The sequence below is a fragment of the Malikia spinosa genome (assembly GCF_002980625.1).
GTDB lineage: Bacteria > Pseudomonadota > Gammaproteobacteria > Burkholderiales > Burkholderiaceae_C > Malikia > Malikia spinosa.
In genome coordinates, this window is the sequence record NZ_PVLR01000012.1 from 187956 (window position 1) to 207518 (window position 19563).

Annotated in this window: 23 protein-coding genes; 8 read left to right on the top strand and 15 right to left on the bottom strand. The window is 66.0% G+C overall.

The window, feature by feature from the left end; all coding sequences use genetic code 11:
- Positions 1 to 26 precede the first annotated feature (26 nt).
- From C6P61_RS05300 to nagZ, 7 genes are read left to right on the top strand one after another with little or no spacing between them, the layout of a single operon-like run.
- Positions 27 to 368: a DUF4845 domain-containing protein gene (locus C6P61_RS05300; RefSeq protein ID WP_105728913.1), complete on the top strand. Its 342-nt coding sequence runs from the start codon at positions 27 to 29 to the stop codon at positions 366 to 368.
- 28 nt (positions 369 to 396) lie between these two features.
- Entirely contained in the window at positions 397 to 1077 is a 681-nt protein-coding gene (rnc, locus tag C6P61_RS05305) for a ribonuclease III (protein WP_105728880.1), read from the top strand.
- Positions 1074 to 2099 carry a GTPase Era gene (era, locus tag C6P61_RS05310; protein WP_244908776.1) on the top strand — a complete coding sequence of 342 codons (1026 nt, stop codon included), beginning with the start codon at positions 1074 to 1076 and terminating at the stop codon, positions 2097 to 2099. The genes rnc and era overlap by 4 nt, the downstream gene beginning before the upstream one ends.
- Before the next feature lie 14 nt (positions 2100 to 2113).
- On the top strand, positions 2114 to 2932 hold the full coding sequence (gene recO / locus C6P61_RS05315) for a DNA repair protein RecO (RefSeq protein ID WP_105728882.1): 819 nt from the start codon (positions 2114 to 2116) through the stop codon (positions 2930 to 2932).
- Positions 2929 to 3717: a pyridoxine 5'-phosphate synthase gene (locus C6P61_RS05320; RefSeq protein WP_105728883.1), complete on the top strand. Its 789-nt coding sequence runs from the start codon at positions 2929 to 2931 to the stop codon at positions 3715 to 3717. The genes recO and C6P61_RS05320 overlap by 4 nt, the downstream gene beginning before the upstream one ends.
- Before the next feature lie 17 nt (positions 3718 to 3734).
- On the top strand, positions 3735 to 4157 hold the full coding sequence (gene acpS / locus C6P61_RS05325) for a holo-ACP synthase (RefSeq protein ID WP_105728884.1): 423 nt from the start codon (positions 3735 to 3737) through the stop codon (positions 4155 to 4157).
- On the top strand, positions 4154 to 5239 hold the full coding sequence (nagZ, locus tag C6P61_RS05330; RefSeq protein ID WP_105728885.1) for a beta-N-acetylhexosaminidase: 1086 nt from the start codon (positions 4154 to 4156) through the stop codon (positions 5237 to 5239). Before acpS ends, nagZ begins: the two co-directional genes overlap by 4 nt.
- A gap of 48 nt (positions 5240 to 5287) precedes the next feature.
- On the opposite strand, the gene C6P61_RS05335 is transcribed toward nagZ, so the two are convergent.
- Positions 5288 to 5917 (bottom strand): cold shock and DUF1294 domain-containing protein, encoded by a 630-nt coding sequence (locus tag C6P61_RS05335; protein ID WP_333708776.1) that lies wholly within the window; start codon positions 5915 to 5917, stop codon positions 5288 to 5290.
- A gap of 131 nt (positions 5918 to 6048) precedes the next feature.
- Complete coding sequence (locus C6P61_RS05340) at positions 6049 to 7065, bottom strand: TRAP transporter substrate-binding protein (RefSeq protein WP_211296924.1); 1017 nt, start codon at positions 7063 to 7065, stop codon at positions 6049 to 6051.
- A 322-nt stretch (positions 7066 to 7387) separates the two neighbouring features.
- On the opposite strand from C6P61_RS05340, the gene C6P61_RS05345 reads away from it, so the two are divergent.
- The gene (locus tag C6P61_RS05345; protein WP_105728886.1) at positions 7388 to 7618 is read left to right on the top strand and encodes a glycine zipper 2TM domain-containing protein; all 231 of its coding nucleotides are present in this window, start codon (positions 7388 to 7390) and stop codon (positions 7616 to 7618) included.
- Positions 7619 to 7760: 142 nt separating this feature from the next.
- On the opposite strand, the gene accD is transcribed toward C6P61_RS05345, so the two are convergent.
- The 13 genes from accD to C6P61_RS05410 all read right to left on the bottom strand — a co-directional run.
- The gene (gene accD / locus C6P61_RS05350; RefSeq protein ID WP_105728887.1) at positions 7761 to 8633 is read right to left on the bottom strand and encodes an acetyl-CoA carboxylase, carboxyltransferase subunit beta; all 873 of its coding nucleotides are present in this window, start codon (positions 8631 to 8633) and stop codon (positions 7761 to 7763) included.
- 71 nt (positions 8634 to 8704) lie between these two features.
- Positions 8705 to 9523 (bottom strand): tryptophan synthase subunit alpha, encoded by an 819-nt coding sequence (gene trpA, locus C6P61_RS05355; RefSeq protein WP_105728888.1) that lies wholly within the window; start codon positions 9521 to 9523, stop codon positions 8705 to 8707.
- Between the two features lie 10 nt (positions 9524 to 9533).
- Positions 9534 to 10835 (bottom strand): tryptophan synthase subunit beta, encoded by a 1302-nt coding sequence (trpB, locus tag C6P61_RS05360; RefSeq protein WP_105728889.1) that lies wholly within the window; start codon positions 10833 to 10835, stop codon positions 9534 to 9536.
- Between the two features lie 99 nt (positions 10836 to 10934).
- Entirely contained in the window at positions 10935 to 11591 is a 657-nt protein-coding gene (locus tag C6P61_RS05365; protein ID WP_244908778.1) for a phosphoribosylanthranilate isomerase, read from the bottom strand.
- A complete protein-coding gene (gene truA, locus C6P61_RS05370) occupies positions 11591 to 12376 on the bottom strand; it encodes a tRNA pseudouridine(38-40) synthase TruA (RefSeq protein WP_105728891.1) in 786 nt (261 codons plus the stop codon). Before truA ends, C6P61_RS05365 begins: the two co-directional genes overlap by 1 nt.
- Before the next feature lie 164 nt (positions 12377 to 12540).
- Complete coding sequence (gene asd, locus C6P61_RS05375) at positions 12541 to 13659, bottom strand: aspartate-semialdehyde dehydrogenase (protein ID WP_105728892.1); 1119 nt, start codon at positions 13657 to 13659, stop codon at positions 12541 to 12543.
- 98 nt (positions 13660 to 13757) lie between these two features.
- Complete coding sequence (gene leuB, locus C6P61_RS05380; RefSeq protein WP_105728916.1) at positions 13758 to 14846, bottom strand: 3-isopropylmalate dehydrogenase; 1089 nt, start codon at positions 14844 to 14846, stop codon at positions 13758 to 13760.
- 62 nt (positions 14847 to 14908) lie between these two features.
- Positions 14909 to 15559 carry a 3-isopropylmalate dehydratase small subunit gene (gene leuD, locus C6P61_RS05385; protein ID WP_105728893.1) on the bottom strand — a complete coding sequence of 217 codons (651 nt, stop codon included), beginning with the start codon at positions 15557 to 15559 and terminating at the stop codon, positions 14909 to 14911.
- A 12-nt stretch (positions 15560 to 15571) separates the two neighbouring features.
- The gene (locus tag C6P61_RS05390) at positions 15572 to 15697 is read right to left on the bottom strand and encodes an entericidin (protein WP_105728894.1); all 126 of its coding nucleotides are present in this window, start codon (positions 15695 to 15697) and stop codon (positions 15572 to 15574) included.
- A 17-nt stretch (positions 15698 to 15714) separates the two neighbouring features.
- A complete protein-coding gene (leuC, locus tag C6P61_RS05395) occupies positions 15715 to 17136 on the bottom strand; it encodes a 3-isopropylmalate dehydratase large subunit (protein WP_105728895.1) in 1422 nt (473 codons plus the stop codon).
- Positions 17137 to 17260: 124 nt separating this feature from the next.
- Positions 17261 to 18571, bottom strand: a complete 1311-nt coding sequence (gene gltA / locus C6P61_RS05400; RefSeq protein WP_105728896.1) for a citrate synthase — start codon at positions 18569 to 18571, stop codon at positions 17261 to 17263.
- A 40-nt stretch (positions 18572 to 18611) separates the two neighbouring features.
- Positions 18612 to 18884, bottom strand: coding sequence for an FAD assembly factor SdhE (locus C6P61_RS05405; protein ID WP_105728897.1), 273 nt, complete (start codon positions 18882 to 18884; stop codon positions 18612 to 18614).
- 21 nt (positions 18885 to 18905) lie between these two features.
- Positions 18906 to 19563: succinate dehydrogenase iron-sulfur subunit (locus C6P61_RS05410; RefSeq protein ID WP_105728917.1), on the bottom strand; the 658-nt coding region annotated here is incomplete at its 5' end.

A 19563-nucleotide genomic window follows, 5' to 3' on the forward strand; every position in this document is an offset into this window, starting at 1 on the left:
GCAGGATGGCATTCGGGAGGGCGATGATGAAAACCAGAGAACGCGGCTTGGGCCTGGTCAGTCTGATCCTGGTCAGCGCGATGGTGGTGGCGCTCGGAGCGGTGCTGGTACGCATCGTTCCGACCGTGATCGAGTACCAGTCTATCCAGCGCGCCGCCCAGCGCGCCTCACAGGGCGGCACCGTGGCCGAGGTCCGCAGCCTGTTCGACAAGGCGGCCGCCATCGATGACATCAGCTCGATCGACGGCCGCGACCTCGAGATCAGCAAGCAGAACGACCGGGTGATCGTCGAGTTCGCCTACGAACGCGAGATCCATCTGGCCGGCCCCGCCTGGCTGGTCATGCGTTATTCCGGCCGCTCGAAGTGAGCGCCGGCCTGAAGGGAATACACAGCTTTTGAATGCCGATTTGCTGGCGCTGCAACAGCGCCTGGGATACCGTTTTACTTCCGTCCCGCTGCTTGAGCGGGCGCTGACCCACCGCAGCCATTGCGCCGATCACTACGAGCGGCTCGAGTTCCTGGGCGACTCGGTGCTGAGCCTGGCCGTCTCGGGCCTGCTCTATGAAAGACTGAGCCGCCAGCACGAGGGCGAGCTCTCGCGCATCCGCGCCAACCTGGTCAAGGAAGACACGCTGGCGGGCATCGCCGCCACGCTGGCCCTCTCGGGCCTGCTGCGCCTGGGCGAGGGCGAACTGCGCTCGGGTGGCCAGCGCAAGCCCTCCATCCTGGCCGACGTGGTCGAGGCCCTCATCGGCGCGGTCTACCTCGATGCTGGCTTCGCCCAGGCCGAGGCACTGGTGCGCCGGCTCTACCAGGATGTCGACATCAATCCGGCCATGAGCGCGAGCAGCAAGGATGCCAAGACTGCCCTGCAGGAATGGCTGCAGAGCCGCAAGATGAAGCTGCCGACCTACCGCGTGACCGCAATCAAGGGCGAGGCGCATCGCCAGACCTTCGAGGTCGAGTGCGAGATCGAGTCCGGCCAGCGCCAACCCGGCAGCGGCGTCTCGCGCCGCGCCGCCGAGCAGGCCGCCGCGGCAGCCCTGCTGCAACAACTGAACAAGAATCCGAAATGAGCCGACCCCTTACTCCCAAGTCCGATCCCGCCGCCAAGTCCATGCCGAACCAGGACCTCGACGCCATGCTGGCCGGCGCGCTGCGCAAGTCCAGCAAGGCGCAAGCCACAGCCCCCGAAGCCGAACCGGCCGAGCCGCTGGGCCCCAAGCGCTGCGGCTATATCGCGATCGTCGGCAAGCCCAACGTCGGCAAGTCCACGCTGCTCAATGCACTGGTGGGCCAGAAGGTCAGCATCACCTCGAGCAAGGCTCAGACCACGCGCCACCGCATCACCGGCCTGCGCACGCTGGGCGCGACCCAGTTCGTCTTCGTCGATACGCCGGGCTTCCAGACCCGGCACGGCAATGCGCTGAACCGCTCGCTCAACAAGACCGTGCTCGGCGCGGTGACCGATGTCGACCTGATCGTGTTCGTGGTCGAGGCCGGCAACTTCCATTCGGCCGATGCCAAGGTGCTTGAGCTGCTGCCCAAGAACATCCCGGTCATCCTGCTGGCCAACAAGCTCGACATGGTGCACCGCCGCGCCGAACTGGCGCCCTGGCTGGCCGAGATGCAACAGCGCCATCCCTTTGCCGAATTCGTGCCGATGTCGGCCAAGAGCGCCAAGGACGTGCAGCGCTTCTACGCCATCTGCGAGAAATACCTGCCCGAGCAGGATTGGATACACGATGCCGACGACCTGACTGACCGCAGCGAGCGCTTCATGGCGGCCGAGATGGTGCGCGAGAAGCTGTTCCGCCTGACCGGTGACGAGCTGCCCTACACCTCGACCGTCATCATCGACAAGTTCGAGGAAGAGGGCAAGCTGCGCCGCATCGCCGCGACCATCGTGGTCGAGCGCGACGGCCACAAGGGCATGGTGATCGGCGACAAGGGCGAGAAGCTCAAGCGCATCGGCACCGAGGCGCGCCAGGAGCTGGAAAAGCTCTGGGGCGGCAAGGTCTTCCTTGAGCTCTGGGTCAAGGTGCGCTCCGGCTGGGCCGACGACGACGCCCGCGTGCGCAGCTTCGGCTACGAGTAAGCGCTGGCGCGCCGATGGCCAGCCCCAGGCCCAAGCTGCCGCGCGTCCACGAGGAGCCGGCCTATGTGCTGCACCGCCATGACTGGAGCGAATCCAGCCTGATCCTGGAGGTGTTCAGCCGTCGCCATGGCCGGGTCGCGCTGGTGGCCAAGGGCGTCAAGCGTCCGACCTCCCAGTACCGGCCGGTGCTGTTGCCGCTGCAGCCGCTGCGCCTGGGCTGGGGCGGCGATGCCGAGGTCCGCACGCTGAGCAGCGCGCAGTGGCAGGGCGGGCATGTGATGCCCTCGGGCGACAAGCTGCTGGCGGGCTATTACCTCAACGAGCTGCTGCTCAAGCTGCTCGCGCGCGATGACGCGCACCCCCAGCTGTTCGACCATTACGCCGATGCGGTGCTGGCGCTGGCCGAGGGCCAGGAAGCGCAGGCCGCCGTGGTGCGCGCCTTCGAGCTGCTGATCCTGCGCGAGGCCGGCCTACTGCCGGCGCTCGACCTCGAGTGTGCCAGCCTGGCGCAGTTGCTACCCGACGCCCATTACCGGCTCGAGCCCGAGGCCGGCCTGCGCCTGGTCCCGGCAGCGGGTGGCCTGCCGCCCCAAGCCCATCACGCCTTGCCGGGCGAGTCCTGGCTGGCAGTGCAGGCGGCGCTGGACGACCCCCATCCCTTTGCCGCGCTGCTGCGGGTCTGCCATGGCGCGCGTGGCAATGCCTTGCGCCAGCCACTGCGCCAGCTGCTGCACTACCATAGCGGCGTGCGCGTGTTCCAGACCCGCCAGCTGATGCTGGACGTACGGCGCCTGCGGCCTTTGCACCCGCCTGAACCCTTACCGACACCATGAACCCCACCGCCTCCCTGCTCAGCGTCCAGCCTGCCGCCAGCCTACCGACCGCCTTGTCCGTCAACGTCAACAAGGTCGCGCTGGTGCGCAACACCCGCCACCTGGGCATCCCGAGCGTCACGCGTGCCGCGCAGCAATGCCTGGAGGCCGGCGCGCAGGGCATCACCGTGCACCCGCGCCCGGACGCCCGCCATATCCGCGAGCAGGATGTGTTCGACCTGCAGGCCCTGCTGCAGGACTGGCCGCAGCGCGAGTTCAACATCGAAGGCAATCCGTTCCACAACCTGATGGAGATCGTGCGCCAGGTGCGGCCGCAGCAGGCCACCTTCGTGCCCGACAGCGAAGGCCAGTTCACCAGCGACCATGGCTGGAACCTGGCGCAGGACGGCGAGCGCCTGCGCCCGCTGATCGCTGAATGCCGCACGCTGGGCGTGCGCGTCAGCCTGTTCATGGACCCGGTGCCCGAGGCGATGGCGCAGGTCAGGGCGCTGGGGGCTGACCGCATCGAGCTCTACACCGAGCCCTACGCGGCCGCCTGGGGCCATGCGACCCAGGCCGAGCAGCTCGAGCGCTACCGCGCCGCGGCCCAGGCCGCGCTCGACGCCGGCCTCGGCATCAACGCCGGCCATGACCTGAACCGCGACAACCTGGCCGATTTCCTGCGCGGGGTGCCGGGGGTGGCCGAGGTCTCGATCGGACACGCGCTGATCGCCGATGCGCTCGAACTCGGCTACGGTGCCACCGTGCGCGCCTACCTGGACTGCATCCTGGCCGCACGCGCCTGAACCCAGCAGCCCGGACCATGATCTACGGCATCGGCACCGACATCTGCGACGTGCGCCGCATCCGCGACAGCCTCTCGCGCCACGGCGAGCGCTTCGCCGAGAAGATCCTCAGCGAGGCCGAGCTGGCGACCTGGCGCTCACGCAGCGAGCGCTGGCCCGAGCGCGGCGTGCGCTACCTGGCGACCCGCTTCTCGGCCAAGGAAGCCTTCAGCAAGGCGATCGGCATGGGGATGCGCATGCCGATGACCTGGCGCGATTGCGAGATCGCCAAGCTGCCCAGCGGCCAGCCCGTGATCTTGCTGCACCGTGGCCTGAAGGACTGGTTCGAGGGCCAGGGCCTGAACGCCCATGTCAGCGTCACCGACGAAACCGATTACGCCGCCAGCTTCGTGGTGGTGGAGCGCAAAGGCGGCGAAACCCTGCCATCAGGAACGATATGACTCCACATTCCCCGCTGATCATCGACATCGCCGGCACCAAGCTCAGCAAGACCGACAAGCAGCGCCTGGCGCACCCGTTGGTCGGTGGCGTGATCCTGTTCGCCCGCAACTGGGAGAACCGTGCGCAGCTGACCAAGCTTTGCCGCAAGATCAAGAAGGTCCGCTCCGACCTGCTGATCTGCGTCGATCACGAGGGCGGGCGGGTGCAGCGCTTTCGCCGTGACGGCTTTACCCACCTGCCGCCGATGCGCGCCTTCGGCCATATCTGGCTTGAGGGCGACGGCTCGGCCACTGGTGCTGCCGCGCTGGCGGCCTGCAATGCCGCGACCGCGGCCGGCTATGTGCTGGCGTCCGAGCTGCGCGCCTGCGGGGTCGATTTCAGCTTTGCCCCGGTGCTCGACCTCGACCATGGTGGCAGCAGCGTGATCGGCGACCGCGCCTTCGCGCGCGACCCGCGCATGGTGACCCTGCTGGCGCAGGCGCTGATGCATGGCCTGCGCCAGGCCGGCATGGCCAACTGCGGCAAGCATTTTCCCGGCCACGGCTGGGCCACCGCCGATTCGCATGTCGACATGCCGGTCGACGAACGGGTGCTCGACGCCATCCTGGCCGATGACGCCGCGCCCTACGGCTGGCTCAATGCCAGCTTGAGCAGCGTGATGCCGGCCCATGTGATCTACCCGCAGGTCGACACGCGCCCGGCCGGCTTCTCCAGCCTCTGGCTCGGCGAGGTGCTGCGCCGCCGCCTGGGCTTCACGGGTGCGGTGTTCAGCGACGACCTGTCGATGAAGGGCGCCCGCCAGCTCGGGGGGCGCGAGCTCAGCTACACCGAGGCCGCGATCACCGCGCTCGAAGCCGGCTGCGATCTGGTGCTGCTGTGCAACCAGTCACTGCTCGAGGACGGCGCTCCGATCGACGAATTCCTCGCCGGCATGAGCGAGGCGCTGCTCAAGGGCCGCTGGACCGCGCGCGAGACCAGCGAACTGCGCCGGCAAGAGCTGCTGCCCAGGGACAAGGCACTCAAGTGGGATCAGCTGATGGTCGAGCCTAGGTATATGCACGCGCTGTCGCTGCTGCCTTGAGCGTTCCGACAGGTTTGGGGCGTTGTCTGCAATGGTTAGGTGCGGCGCTTACTGCGCCACCCAGAGCGGCTGGCCGATGGGCGAGCACAGCGCCAGGAAGGCCGTGACGTTCATGATGACCGTGCCCCAGAAGACCGAGCGGAACTCGGCCTTCGTGGACTTGTGGCGCAGGAACTGCTGTGCGAGCAGTGCGCCCGGCCAGCCTCCGGCCAGAGCGAGGAAGTGGAGCGTGCTTTCTGGCGTCCGCCAAGCGCCACGCACGGCGGCTGACTTGTCGAGGGCGTAGGTCAGGAATGTGAAGGCGCTTGTCGCCACATAGACCAGAGCCAGCCAGGCCGGTGGGCGCCAAACGAGGATTGCCACGAGGTACAGAACCAAGAAGCCCGGAATCGCAAACAAGGTCGCGGTTCCCCATTGGGCAGGGGAGCGCAGTGGCCTCTCTCTTTGCGCAGCAGGGTATGAGGTGCGGACGGGCTCGACATTCTTGGCGCGCTTCTTGCCCTGCGGCCCCGTCTCGACCTCAAAGGAAACGGCCTGGCCTGCTTGCGGCCGACCGGCGAGTTGCCTAAATGCCTTGATGTGGACAAAGATCTCTTGCCCACTTTGTGTGGGCTCGATGAAGCCAAAACCGCGCTCATCATTCCACTGCGACAGCACGCCTTCGAAACGCATCTGCATCGACTTTCCTCCCTCTGGACAGTGTCGCATGAGGGAGTCTGGCTGCCAAGCTGCGTGCTTAGGCGAGGCCTCGGTCCGACAGGCCTGGCCGCCAGATGGCATTCTGGCGCTGCCGACCCGAGCCCAGGCGCTTACTTCAAGGCCTTGACGCGCGCCAGCTCCGTGCGCAGCAGTTGGACCATGGCCGGGTCGTAGGTCTGCAGCACGCGATCGACCACGCCCTGGGTCGCCTGGCGCATGCGTGCCAATTCCGCGGCCGGCACGGGTGTGAACTGCATGCCGCCGGCGGTCAACTCGTCGACGGCCCGCTTGGCCTGTGCCCGGCTGACCTGGCGCTCGTAATCACGGGCTTCGATCGCGGCAGAGCGCAGGATCTTCTGCTCGTCGCTTGAGAGCTTGTCCCAGAACTTCTTGCTGACCAGCACCGCGATCACGCCATAGGCATGGCTGGTCGAGCTCAGGTATTTCTGCGTCTCGTTCAGCTTGGCCGAGCGCGTGATCAGGTAGGGGTTTTCCTGCGCGTCGAGCGCCTTGCTTTCCAGCGCGCCGTAGAGTTCGGCGAACGACATCGGCACCGGATTGGTCTTGAGCGCCTTGAAGGTCTCGATGAAGACCGGATTCTGCTGCACGCGGATCTTCAGGCCTTCCAGGTCCTCCAGGCGCTTGATCGGGCGCTTGCTGTTCGTGACATGGCGAAAGCCGTTTTCCCAGAAGGCCAGGCCGACCAGGCCCTTTTCCGGCAACTTGGCCAGCAGCGCCTGGCCGAACGGACCGTCGAGCAGGGCATCGGCCTGTTCCGGCGTGTCGACCAGGAAGGGCAGGTCGAGCAGCGCAAAATCCTTCACCATGCCCGCAATCGGCGGCGTGCCGGGAGCGAACATTTCCTGCACGCCACCGGCCAGCGCCGATAGCTGCTGCATCTCGTTGCCGAGCTGCAGGGCCGGGAATTCGCGCACCTTGAGCTTGCCGCCGCTCCTGGCCGCGACCAGATCGGAGAACTTCTTGACGCCGAAGCTGATCGGGTGGTCCGCATTGACCGGGTGGCCGATGCGGATCGTGCGTTCCTCTATCGTCTGGGAATTCGCCGCCGAACCCAGCAGCAGGGCGGCAGCCACTGCGGCCACTTGCGACAGTTTGAACAGATTCATTTTGACTCCTCGGGCATTTTCTTATGGGATAGCACTGCCGGTCACGGGGGATGACCTGCATCTGTTGCCACTGGAACAGCATTCCGTGGCAGATGCATCATAAGCAAGGAAATGCTTCTTTCCGGGGTGCTAGGGTATGCCCTGATAGAAGTGTCATTTCAGCAAGTCATGCCCGATCCTGGCTGCACCGGGCCAGTCCACGCATACAACTCGCAACCATTGGATGCAGACTGAAACACTCTCAAGCTCCGATGCGCCGGACAATCGGCATACAGCATCCGGACTCGAAGAGTCCACGCATTTCAGTATAGGTATCCTTTTCATGCAGAACATCGCCCGCCTGGCCAAGCCCCTGACCGCTATCCTGTTGTTGCCCGCCATCATGGCCTGCGCCCCCATGTCCCATCGGCAGCAGAACACGGCCGTCGGTGCCGGGGTCGGTGCCGTGGCGGGATCGATCCTGACCGGCGGCAGCACCCTGGGCACCCTGGGTGGTGCTGCCATCGGTGGCGTCATCGGCAACGGCACCGACGGCCGCTCCAGGCGCCGCTAAGGCCGGACCAGCCATGCCTGCATCGCGCAGCCTGCCTGGTGGCGGCAGGTAGCAAGCGCAAGCGTCAGCAAAAAGCCCCGCTTCCTGGGCGGAAAGCGGGACTTTGACGCGATGTTCCTGGCTTGCCAGGGCGGGTGGGGCTTCAGGCCACCGCGTCAGCGCTCTGGCGCTGCAGCATCGCCAGCGTGCTGGCAATCGTCGCGCGCAGTTCACGCCGGTCGCAGATGAAGTCGACCGCGCCCTTGGTCTGCAGGAACTCGGCGCGCTGGAAGCCTTCGGGCAGCTTGACGCGCACGGTGCTTTCGATCACGCGCGGACCGGCAAAGCCGATCAGCGCCTTGGGTTCGGCGATCACGACATCGCCCATGAAGGCGAAGCCGGCCGAGACGCCGCCCATGGTCGGGTCGGTCAGCACGCTGATGTAGGGCAGGCCCTTCTTGGCCAGTCGGGTCAGCGCGGCGTTGGTCTTGGCCATCTGCATCAGCGACAGCAGGCCTTCCTGCATGCGTGCGCCACCAGTGGCGGTGAAGCAGAGGAAGGGCACCTTCTGCTCGATCGCGGTCTCGACGCCGCGCACGAAGCGCTCGCCGACCACCGAGCCCATCGAGCCGCCCATGAAGTCGAATTCGAAGCAGGCCACCACGACCGGTATGGTGTGGATGGCGCCGCCCTGGACGATCAGTGCATCGGTCTCGCCGGTCGCTTCCAGCGCTTCTTTGAGGCGCTCGGGGTATTTGCGGCTGTCCTTGAACTTGAGCGAGTCGACCGGAATGACTTCCTGGCCGATCTCGTAGCGTCCCTCTGCGTCGAGGAAGGCGTTCAGGCGCTCGCGCGCGCCGATCCGGTGGTGATGCGAGCAATGCGGGCAGACGTTCTGGTTCTTTTCCAGGTCGGTCTTGTAGAGCACGGCGTCGCAGCTCGGGCATTTAGTCCACAGGCCCTCGGGCATGCTGCGGCGCTCGCTCGGGTCGGTGCGGGAAATCTTCGGGGGGAGCAGTTTTTCCAGCCAGGACATGGATTCTCCTTGCTTGATGGCGGTTGAGGGCCCGGCCGCTGGACGGCGACCGGGCTCGCGAATGGCCGTAATTATGCGCGCAAGCTGTCGAGTGCCTGACGGATGCCGCCCAGGAACTCGGCGGCCACCGGGGCGACGCGCTCGCGCGGCTCGTTCTCGATCAGCTGGATCAGCTTGGTGCCGATCACGACCGCGTCGGCGCTGCGGCCGACCGCGCAGGCAGTCGCCGCGTCGCGGATGCCAAAGCCGACGCCGACCGGGGTGTTCACATGCTGGCGAATGCGCGGCAGCATGGCCTCGACCGCGTCGGTGTCGAGGTGGCCGGCACCGGTCACGCCCTTGAGCGAGACATAGTAGACATAGCCGCTGGCGATGCGGCCGACCTGCGCCATGCGCTCGTCGGTCGAGGTCGGCGCCAGCAGGAAGATCAGGTCCAGTCCATGGGATTTCAGCGTGGCAGCGAATTCCTCGCATTCCTCGGGCGGATAGTCGACGATCAGCATGCCGTCGACGCCGGCCGCTGCCGCATCGCGCGCGAAGCTGTGCTGGCCATGCTTGATCTCGTAGCGCTCGACCGGATTCGCATAGCCCATCAGCACGACCGGGGTCGTGGCGTCCTGCTGGCGGAATTCGCGCACCATGGCCAGCACCTGGCTCAGGCCGATGCCAAAGCCCAGCGCTCTCTCGCCGGCCTTCTGGATCACCGGGCCGTCGGCCATCGGGTCCGAGAACGGCACGCCGAGCTCGATCACGTCGCAGCCGGCCTTGACCATGGCATGTAGCAGTTCGGGTGTGATGTCGGCGTAGGGGAAGCCGGCGGTGACATAGGGGATCAGCGCCTTGCGGCCCTGGGCCTGCAGCTGCTGGAAGGTGGTTTCGATACGGCTCATGTCGGGTTCCTCAGGCGCGCGGGCTCAGGGTGACGGGCTCGTACTCGCCCTTGACGGTCTGGCCGCGGCAGCTCGGGCGGCAGTAGAAATCGGCCTTGGACAGGTCGGCGACGGTGCCGATGTCCTTGTCGCCGCGGCCCGACAGGTTGACCAGGATGGTCTGGTCGCTGCGCATGGTCTTGGCCAGCTTCATCGCGTAGGCCAGTGCATGGCTGGACTCGAGCGCGGGGATGATGCCCTCGGTGCGGCACAGGTAGTGGAAGGCATCGAGCGCTTCCTGGTCGGTGATGCCGACATACTCGGCGCGGCCGATGTCCTTCAGGTAGGCATGCTCGGGGCCGACGCCGGGGTAGTCCAGGCCGGCGCTGACGCTGTGGGTCTCGGTGATCTGGCCATCCTCGTTCTGCAGGATGTAGGTGCGGTTGCCGTGCAGCACGCCGGGCTGGCCCAGCTGCAGCGAGGCCGAGTGCTTGCCGCTCTCCAGGCCTTCGCCAGCGGCCTCGACGCCGATCAGGCGCGTCTTGTCGTGCGAAATATAGGGGTGGAAAATGCCCATCGCGTTGCTACCGCCACCGACGCAGGCCACGACCGCATCGGGCTGCAGTTCGGTGCCGTTGCCCGGCAGGCGCAGCTCGCCCAGCATCTCGGGCATCTGGGTCAGGCATTCCTCGCCGATCACGCTCTGGAAGTCGCGCACCATCATCGGATAGGGGTGCGGGCCGGCCACGGTGCCGATGATGTAGAAGGTGTTCTCGACGTTGGTGACCCAGTCGCGCATCGCCTCGTTCAACGCGTCCTTCAGCGTCTTGCTGCCGGACTCGACCGGCACCACGGTGGCGCCGAGCAGCTTCATGCGGTAGACGTTGGGGCTCTGGCGCTTGACGTCCTCGGCACCCATGTAGACCACGCACTCGAGGCCGTAGCGGGCGCAGATGGTCGCGGTCGCCACGCCATGCTGGCCGGCGCCGGTCTCGGCGATCACGCGCGGCTTGCCCATGCGCTTGGCGAGCATGGCCTGGCCGATCACGTTGTTGATCTTGTGTGCGCCGGTGTGATTCAGGTCCTCGCGCTTGAGGAAGATCTGCGCGCCGCCCATCTCGCGGCTGGTGCGCGCGGCGTGGTAGATCGGCGAGGGACGGCCGACGAAATGCTTGAGCTCGTAGTGGAACTCGGCCAGGAAGGCCGGGTCATGCTGGTACTTGGCGTAGGCGTCCTTGAGTTCCTGGATCGCGTGCGTCAGCGTTTCGCTGATAAAACTGCCGCCGTAGGGACCGAAATGGCCCTTCACGTCGGGTTGGTGGTAGTCAAACATGGCAGGTTTCCGATCTGGTGCGGGCGACGCCTGGCGCGCGCCCTGGGGTCCGGGAATAGGGTGGGCTGCCGGTACCGGATGGATGGCAGCCTGGGTATCTCAGGTCGCGTCGGCTTGGCGCACGGCAGCGACGAAGCGGTCGATCAGCTCGGGGCTCTTGATGCCCTTGGCGGACTCCACGCCCGAGCTCACGTCAACCGCCCACGGGCGTACGAGACGGATGCCATCGATCACATTTGCAGGTGTGAGTCCACCAGACAAAACGAGGCGAGCGCTGGCGTTTAGTTGCGGGTGTGACCAATTGAAAGCTGTCCAGTCAAAAGCGACGCCGCCACCGCCGTAGCCCTGCACATGGGCGTCCAGCAGGATGGCCTGGGCATCGGCGTAATCCTGAGCATATTCTAGGAGATCGAAGCTGCGCGCGCCATCACCGACCGGCACCCGGGCCGCGCGCAGGAAGGGTCGGGCGTTAACCCGGCATTGCTCGGGCGTCTCGTCGCCGTGGAACTGCAGCAGCGCGTTGGGCACCGCCTGCAGTCCGGCCGCGATCTCGGCCGCGCTGGCATTGACGAACAGCAGCACCGGGGTCACGAACGGCGGCAGCAGCCGCGCCAGTTCGCCGGCGCGCGCTGGCGTGACGGCGCGCGGGCTGGGTGGGTAGAGCACGAAGCCGATCGCGTCGGCGCCGGCCTGCACCGCGTGCCGCACATCGGCCTCGCGCGTCAGGCCGCAGATCTTGATTCTGGTACGTTTCATCATCCTGGCAGCCAGTCGAAGCCGGCCACGCTGTCGGGCAGGCCCCAGTGCGGCTCATAGCGTGGGCCGAGAAAATAGAGTCCGTCGGGGGAGAAGGTCGGTGCCGCGATCTCGCGGCTGCGCGCGTCGCGCACCTCGGCCATCCAGTCGGGCGTGCGCAGTCCCTGTCCGACCGCCAGCAGGCAGCCCATGATGTTGCGGATCATGTGGTGCAGGAAGGCGCTGGCCTCGAATTCGAAGCGCCAGTAGGCGCCGTGGCGGCTGATGTCGATCCGGCGCAGGTCCTTGACCGGCGACAGCGCCTGGCATTGCGCGGCGCGAAAGCTGCTGAAGTCATGCTGGCCCAGCAAGTGCTGCGCGGCTTCCTCCATCGCGGCCTGGTCGAGCGGGCGAAACACCCAGCCCACGCGCCCGCTGTCCAGGCTCGGGCGCACCGGCGACTCGAGCAGCACATAGGCATAGCGCCGCGCAATCGCGCTGGCGCGGCAGTGAAAGGCGGCGGGCACCACGTGCGCCCACTGCACCGCGATGTCGTCGGGCAGGTAGCGGTTGCTGCCACGCACCCAGGAGTTCATGACGCGCTCGACCTCGGTGTCGAAATGCACCACCTGCATCAGGCCGTGCACGCCTGCATCGGTGCGGCCGGCGCACAGGGTCGAGACCGGCCGGTCGGCAAATTGCGCCAGCGCCTTTTCGAGCTGGTCCTGCACGGTCCGGCCGCTGGGCTGGCTTTGCCAGCCCTGGTAGGCGCTGCCGAGATAGCTGATACCGAGTGCAATCCGCAAAATGGGTCTTTTCTCAGAAAGGGCTGTGGCCCAGGCGCAGTGGCCGCGCCACAGTACGCGGCTGGCGTTGCACCTGGGGCCAGGTTCCGGCCGCAGCCGGATGGTGGTTTGCGCTCTGGGTCGCCAGCCGGTCTGCAGGGCAGGGGCGGGCGACCGGTTTCACGTCAGGCTGCCAGCAGGATGCGCAGCATGCGGCGCAGCGGCTCGGCCGCGCCCCACAGCAGCTGGTCGCCGATCACGAAGGCCGACAGGTACTCGGGGCCCATGTTGAGCTTGCGCACGCGGCCGACGCCGACTTCCAAGCCGCCGGTGATGGCGGCCGGGGTCAGTTCCTTGACGGTGACGGCGCGGTCGTTCTCGACGAACTTGACCCAGGGATTGCCGCCCTTGATGATGGCCTCGATCTCTTCCAGCGGCAGGTCCTTCTTGAGCTTCAGGGTCAGCGCCAGGCTGTGGCAGCGCATGGCGCCGATGCGCACGCACAGGCCGTCGACCGGAATGGTGGCTTCGGTGCCGAGGATCTTGTTGACCTCGGCCTGGCCCTTCCACTCTTCCTTGGACTGGCCGTTGGGTAGCTGCACGTCGATCCAGGGGATCAGGCCGCCGGCCAGCGGGGCGCCGAAGAACTCGGTCGGCACGTCCTCGCGGATGGTCTTGGCGACCTTGCGGTCGATCTCGAGGATGGCCGATGCCGGGGTGGCCAGCTCGTCAGCGACGGCGGCATGGACCACGCCCATGCCCTTGAGCAGTTCGCGCATGTGGTTGGCGCCGCCGCCCGAAGCCGCCTGGTAGGTCATCGAGCTGACCCATTCGACCAGACCGGCCTTGAACAGGCCACCCAGGCCCATCAGCAGGATCGAGTTGGTGCAGTTGCCGCCGATCCAGTTCTTGCCGCCATTGGCCAGCGACTGCTTGATCAGCTCGTCGTTGACCGGGTCGAGCACGATCACGGCGTCGGATTCCATGCGCAGCGACGAAGCCGCGTCGATCCAGTGGCCCTGCCAGCCGGCAGCGCGCAGCTTGGGGAACACTTCCTTGGTGTAGTCGCCGCCCTGGCAGGTGATCACGATGTCGCACTGGGCGAGCGCCGCGATGTCGTTGGCGTCCTGCAGCTGGGTGTGCTGCTTGGCCTGCGCCGGAGCCTTGCCGCCGGCGTTCGAGGTCGAGAAGAAGATCGGTTCGATATGGTCGAAGTCGCCTTCAGCCACCATGCGGTCCATCAGGACCGAACCCACCATGCCGCGCCAGCCCACGAGGCCGACCAGATTACCCACTTTGCTCATCGCAAACCCTTTCAAGTTTCAAAAGATGGGGCGGTAAGCCCCGTTTGGTTTTGCCCGGCTCGTCTGGCCGGGTGGGGGCGCGACGAACCGGAGCTGTATCAGCCCTTAATGGTGGTCTTGGTGATGGCAGCCACCACCGCGTCGCCCATTTCGCGCGTGCTCACCCGCTTCGTGCCTTCCGACCAGATGTCGGCCGTGCGGTAGCCCGCGGCGAGCACGTCCTTGACCGCCGCTTCGATTCGATCGGCGGCTTCGGCTTGGTTGAGGGAAAAACGCAACATCATGGCAGCAGACAGGATTGTAGCCAAGGGGTTGGCAATGCCCTGGCCGGCGATGTCGGGCGCACTGCCGTGGCTGGGTTCATACAGACCCTGGCCCTTGGCGTTCAGGCTGGCCGAGGGCAGCATGCCGATCGAGCCGGTCAGCATCGAGGCCTCGTCGCTCAGGATGTCGCCGAACATGTTGCCGGTGAACAGCACGTCGAAGGCCTTGGGCTTCTTGACCAGCTGCATCGCGGCGTTGTCGACATACATGTGCTCGAGCGCGACGTCCGGGTATTCCTTGGCCACCTCGGTCACGACATCCTTCCAGAATTGGAAGGTTTCGAGCACGTTGGCCTTGTCGACGCTGGTGACCTTCTTGCTGCGCTTGCGTGCGGCCTGGAAGGCGACATGGGCGATGCGCTCGATCTCGGGGCGCGAGTAGCGCATGGTGTCGAAGGCTTCCTCGGCACCCGGGAAATGGCCGTCGGTCGCGATGCGGCGTCCACGCGGCTGGCCGAAGTAGATGTCGCCGGTCAGTTCGCGGATGATCAGGATGTCGAGGCCCGCGATCAGCTCGGGTTTCAGGCTCGACGCACCGACCAGCTCCTCGTAGCAGATGGCGGGCCGGAAGTTGGCGAACAGGCCCAGGTTCTTGCGCAGGCCCAGGATGGCCTGCTCGGGGCGCAGCGGGCGGTCCAGCTTGTCGTATTTCCAGTCGCCGACGGCGCCGAACAGGATCGCGTCGGATTCCTGGGCCAGCTTGAGCGTGGACTCGGGCAGCGGGTGGCCGTGCACCTCGTAGGCGGCGCCGCCGACCAGGGCTTGCTCCATCTGGAGGTCGAGGCCGAGGGTGTTCAGGACCTTGACCGCTTCAGCGACGATTTCGGTGCCGATGCCGTCACCGGGAAGAACTGCGATTTTCATGCGTGATCCATTGCTGGCGCCCGCCTGGGCGGTCGCCGTCATTCAAAATTGGCCGGCCAGTTTCAGCCGTTCATGCTGTGGGCCAGCCAGGGCTTGGCCTGCAGGCGCGCGGTCTCGAAGGCCTTGATCTTGTCGGCGTGACGCAGCGTCAGGCCGATGTCGTCGAGGCCGTTGAGCAGGCAGTACTTGCGAAACGCCTGCACCTCGAAGGCGATCTCGCTGCCGTCAGGCTTGACGATGACCTGGCGCTCGAGATCGATCGTCAGTTCATAGCCCGGGTTGGCAGCCACCTCGTCGAACAACTGCGCCACCGTGGCATCCGGCAGCACTATGGGTAGCAGACCGTTCTTGAAGCAGTTGTTGAAGAAGATGTCGGCAAAGCTCGGCGCGATGACGGCGCGAAAGCCGTACTGGTCGATCGCCCAGGGCGCATGCTCGCGCGAGGAGCCGCAGCCGAAGTTCTTGCGCGCCAGCAGCACCGAGGCGCCGGCATAGCGCGGCTGGTTCAGCACGAAGTCCGGGTTTGGCTGGCGGCTGGCCGGGTCCTGGCCGGGATAGCCCGCGTCCAGGTAGCGCCATTCGTCGAAGAGGTTCGGGCCGAAGCCGGTCTTGCGGATCGACTTGAGGAACTGCTTGGGAATGATCGCGTCGGTGTCGACGTTCTCGCGGTCCATCGGGGCGACGAGCCCCTTGAGAAGGGTGAATTTTTTCATGGGGAATCCCGCTTACTGGGCGGCCTTCTGGATCACGGAGCCGGCCTGGCCGATGTCCTGGCCGATGCCGCGCACGGTATTGCAGCCGCCCAGGGCCAGCAGGCCGGACAGGGCGATCAGGGCAGTGAACAAGCGCATCTCGGTCTCCTTGGGGCTCAGGCGAATGTGCGGATGTCGACGAAATGGCCTTCGATTGCGGCGGCAGCAGCCATCGCGGGGCTGACCAGGTGAGTGCGGCCACCCGCGCCCTGCCGGCCTTCGAAGTTGCGGTTGCTGGTCGAGGCGCAGCGCTCGCCCGGCTCGAGCCGATCGGCGTTCATCGCCAGACACATCGAGCAACCCGGCTCGCGCCACTCAAAGCCGGCGGCCTTGAAGACCTGGTCCAGGCCTTCGGCCTCGGCCTGCGCCTTGACCAGGCCCGAGCCCGGCACCACCAGCGCCTGCTTGACGTTGGCAGCGACCTGGCGGCCGAGCTTTTGCACCAGGGCAGCGGCTTCGCGCATGTCCTCGATCCGGCTGTTGGTGCAGGAGCCGATGAAGACCTTGTCGACCGGGATCTGGCTCAGCGGGGTGCCAGCCTTGAGGTCCATGTAGGCCAGCGCGCGCTCGATCGCGCCACGCTTGTTCGGGTCCTGCTCGTCGGCCGGATTCGGCACCACGGCGGTGATCGGCAGCACCATTTCGGGCGAGGTGCCCCAGGTGAGCTGTGGCTCGATCTGCGTCGCGTCGAGCTCGACCACAGTGTCGAATACCGCATCGGCGTCGGAGTGCAGCGTCTGCCAGTAGGCAACGGCGGCTTCCCATTCGGCGCCGGTCGGTGCCAGCGGACGGCCCTTGACGTAGGCGATGGTCTTGTCGTCGACCGCGACCAGGCCGGCGCGCGCGCCGGCTTCGATCGCCATGTTGCAGACCGTCATGCGGCCTTCCATCGACAGGGCACGGATCGCGCTGCCGCCGAACTCGATCGTGTAGCCGGTGCCGCCGGCGGTGCCGATGCGGCCGATGATGGCCAGCACGATGTCCTTGGCGCCGACGCCGGGGGCGCAGTCGCCCTCGACCTTGACCAGCAGGTTCTTCGCCTTCTTGGCCAGCAGGGTCTGGGTCGCCATCACATGCTCGACCTCGGAGGTGCCGATGCCATGCGCCAGCGCGCCAAACGCGCCGTGGGTCGAGGTGTGCGAGTCGCCGCAGACCACGGTCATGCCGGGCAGGGTGGCGCCGTTCTCGGGGCCGACCACATGCACGATGCCCTGACGCTGCGACATGAAGGGGAAGAAGGCTGCCGAGCCGAATTCCGCGATGTTGCTGTTCAGCGTGGTGATCTGTTCCTTGCTGATCGGGTCGGCGATGCCGTCATAGCCGAGCTCCCAGCCGGTGGTCGGCGTGTTGTGGTCGGCGGTGGCCACGACCGAGCTGACGCGCCAGAGCTTGCGGCCCGCTTCGCGCAGGCCCTCGAAGGCCTGCGGGCTCGTCACTTCATGAACCAGGTGGCGGTCGATGTACAGCACCGCGGTGCCGTCTTCCTCGACGTGGACGACATGCTCGTCCCAGATCTTGTCGTAAAGGGTGCGTCCCATGCGTGAATCTCTCGTGACTCGTTGTGGCCAAACTTCAGATTTTAGGCCCAGTGGCCGGACCGGAACAAAAAAGCCCGCACGGGGCGGGCTTTTGATCGCGGATGCGTTCAGGCAGGACGGCGCATCAGCGCTGTGCCAGCGGCGGCACGTCGCGCTTGACGGAGCCGGTGAACAGCTGACGCGGACGGCCGATCTTGTACTCGGGGTCGCTGATCATCTCGTTGAGCTGGGCGATCCAGCCGACGGTGCGGGCCAGCGCGAAGATGCCGGTGAACAGATTGACCGGGATGCCGATCGCGCGCTGCACGATGCCGGAGTAGAAGTCGACGTTCGGGTAGAGCTTGCGCTGCACGAAGTAGTCGTCTTCCAGCGCGATCTTCTCGAGTTCCTTGGCCAGCTTGAACAGCGGATCGTTCTCGAGGCCCAGTTCGGCCAGCACTTCGTTGCAGGTTTCCTGCATCAGCTTGGCGCGCGGGTCGTAGTTCTTGTAGACGCGGTGACCGAAGCCCATCAGCTTGACGCCGGAGTTCTTGTCCTTGACCTTCTCCATGAACTCGCCGACCTTGGAGACGCCACCGCTGGCCTGGATCTCTTCGAGCATGTTCAGGCAGGCTTCGTTGGCGCCGCCGTGAGCCGGACCCCACAGGCAGGCCACGCCAGCCGCGATGGCGGCGAACGGGTTGGTGCCCGACGAACCGCACAGGCGCACGGTCGAGGTCGAGGCGTTCTGCTCGTGGTCGGCGTGCAGCGTGAAGATGCGGTCGACAGCGCGCTCGATCACGGGGTTGACCACGTAATCCTCGCACGGGTTGGCGAACATCATGCGCAGGAAGTTACCGGCGTAGGACAGGTCGTTGCGCGGGTAGACGAAGGGCTGGCCGATGCCGTACTTGTAGGCCATGGCGACCAGGGTCGGCATCTTGGCAATCAGGCGGATCGCGGCGATCTGGCGATGCTCCGGATTGTTGATGTCGGTGCTGTCGTGGTAGAAGGCCGACATCGCGCCGACCAGGCCGGTCAGCACAGCCATCGGGTGCGCGTCGCGGCGGAAGCCCTTCAGGAAGCTCTGCATCTGCTCGTGCACCATCGTGTGGTTGATCACAAGCTTGTGGAAGTCCTTGCGCTCGCCTTCGTTGGGCAGGTTGCCGTTGAGCAGCAGGTAGCAGGTGTCGAGGTAGTCGCAGTTGGTCGCGAGCTGCTCGATCGGGTAGCCGCGATACAGCAGTTCGCCCTTGTCACCGTCGATGTAGGTGATGGCCGACTGGCAGGAAGCGGTCGACAGGAAGCCCGGGTCGTAGGTGAACATGCCGGTCTGTGCGTACAGCTTGCGGATGTCGATCACGTCCGGACCGATGTTGCCGGCGTAGACCGGGAGATCGACGCTGGGCGCGCCGTTGCTGAACGACAAGGTGGCTTTGTTGTCAACGAGTTTCATAGCTTCTCCTAAGGGCACTGTTGTGGGTGGGGCTCTGCGTTCAATGCCGGATGCGCATGACACCCAGCAGTTCGACGACTTCGTCACAGGCAAGTTCGTCCTGTGGCTCTTTGCGCTGCAGCAACAGATCGAGCAGGTCGTTATCCGACAGGTCCATCAGTGCAGTCATCGCACGAGCCTGACGCACCGTGATGCAAGATTCGTGCTCAGCGAAGAAACGTTCGATGAACAGGTCGTTCTCGAGCAGTCCGCGCCGGCAGCGCCAGCGCAGTTTGCTCAGAGCACGTTCGTCTAGCAGGTCGGTGTCGTTCATGGTTCGTGCGTGGTTGAGGCGTCAGATGGCGCGGCGGATCATGAGTTCCTTGATCTTGCCGATGGCCTTGGTGGGGTTCAGGCTCTTGGGGCAGACGTCGACACAGTTCATGATCGTGTGGCAACGGAACAGACGATACGGGTCCTCGAGGTTGTCGAGGCGTTCGGCCGTCGCGTCATCGCGGCTGTCGGCGATGAAGCGGTAGGCCTGCAGCAGACCGGCCGGGCCGACGAACTTGTCCGGGTTCCACCAGAAGCTCGGGCAGGAGGTCGAGCAGCTCGCGCACAGGATGCACTCGTACAGGCCGTTGAGCTCCTCGCGCTCCTCGGGCGACTGCAGCCGCTCCTTTTCCAGCGCCGGGGTCTGGTTGATCAGGTAGGGCTTGACCGAGTGGTACTGCTTGAAGAACAGCGTCATGTCCACGATCACGTCGCGGATTACCGGCAGGCCCGGCAGGGGCTTCAGGGTGATCACGCCCGGCAGCGTGTTCATGTTGGTCAGACAGGCCAGGCCGTTCTTGCCGTTGATGTTCATCGCGTCCGAGCCGCAGACGCCTTCGCGGCAGCTGCGACGGAAGGAGATCGACGGGTCGACCGCCTTCAGCTTCATCAGCGCGTCGAGCAGCATGCGCTCATGGCCGTCGAGTTCGACCTCGATCGTCTGCATGTAGGGCTTGGCG

Bases quoted from the DNA above. Each gene is read 5' to 3' on its own strand.
- C6P61_RS05300 (WP_105728913.1), top strand. From the start codon at position 27: ATGAAAACCAGAGAACGCGGCTTGGGCCTGGTCAGTCTGATCCTGGTC.
- era (WP_244908776.1), top strand. From the start codon at position 1,074: ATGAGCCGACCCCTTACTCCCAAGTCCGATCCCGCCGCCAAGTCCATG.
- recO (WP_105728882.1), top strand. From the start codon at position 2,114: ATGGCCAGCCCCAGGCCCAAGCTGCCGCGCGTCCACGAGGAGCCGGCC.
- C6P61_RS05320 (WP_105728883.1), top strand. From the start codon at position 2,929: ATGAACCCCACCGCCTCCCTGCTCAGCGTCCAGCCTGCCGCCAGCCTA.
- acpS (WP_105728884.1), top strand. From the start codon at position 3,735: ATGATCTACGGCATCGGCACCGACATCTGCGACGTGCGCCGCATCCGC.
- nagZ (WP_105728885.1), top strand. From the start codon at position 4,154: ATGACTCCACATTCCCCGCTGATCATCGACATCGCCGGCACCAAGCTC.
- C6P61_RS05335 (WP_333708776.1), bottom strand. From the start codon at position 5,917: ATGCAGATGCGTTTCGAAGGCGTGCTGTCGCAGTGGAATGATGAGCGC.
- C6P61_RS05340 (WP_211296924.1), bottom strand. From the start codon at position 7,065: ATGAATCTGTTCAAACTGTCGCAAGTGGCCGCAGTGGCTGCCGCCCTG.
- C6P61_RS05345 (WP_105728886.1), top strand. From the start codon at position 7,388: ATGCAGAACATCGCCCGCCTGGCCAAGCCCCTGACCGCTATCCTGTTG.
- accD (WP_105728887.1), bottom strand. From the start codon at position 8,633: ATGTCCTGGCTGGAAAAACTGCTCCCCCCGAAGATTTCCCGCACCGAC.
- trpA (WP_105728888.1), bottom strand. From the start codon at position 9,523: ATGAGCCGTATCGAAACCACCTTCCAGCAGCTGCAGGCCCAGGGCCGC.
- trpB (WP_105728889.1), bottom strand. From the start codon at position 10,835: ATGTTTGACTACCACCAACCCGACGTGAAGGGCCATTTCGGTCCCTAC.
- C6P61_RS05365 (WP_244908778.1), bottom strand. From the start codon at position 11,591: ATGAAACGTACCAGAATCAAGATCTGCGGCCTGACGCGCGAGGCCGAT.
- asd (WP_105728892.1), bottom strand. From the start codon at position 13,659: ATGAGCAAAGTGGGTAATCTGGTCGGCCTCGTGGGCTGGCGCGGCATG.
- leuB (WP_105728916.1), bottom strand. From the start codon at position 14,846: ATGAAAATCGCAGTTCTTCCCGGTGACGGCATCGGCACCGAAATCGTC.
- leuD (WP_105728893.1), bottom strand. From the start codon at position 15,559: ATGAAAAAATTCACCCTTCTCAAGGGGCTCGTCGCCCCGATGGACCGC.
- C6P61_RS05390 (WP_105728894.1), bottom strand. From the start codon at position 15,697: ATGCGCTTGTTCACTGCCCTGATCGCCCTGTCCGGCCTGCTGGCCCTG.
- leuC (WP_105728895.1), bottom strand. From the start codon at position 17,136: ATGGGACGCACCCTTTACGACAAGATCTGGGACGAGCATGTCGTCCAC.
- gltA (WP_105728896.1), bottom strand. From the start codon at position 18,571: ATGAAACTCGTTGACAACAAAGCCACCTTGTCGTTCAGCAACGGCGCG.
- C6P61_RS05405 (WP_105728897.1), bottom strand. From the start codon at position 18,884: ATGAACGACACCGACCTGCTAGACGAACGTGCTCTGAGCAAACTGCGC.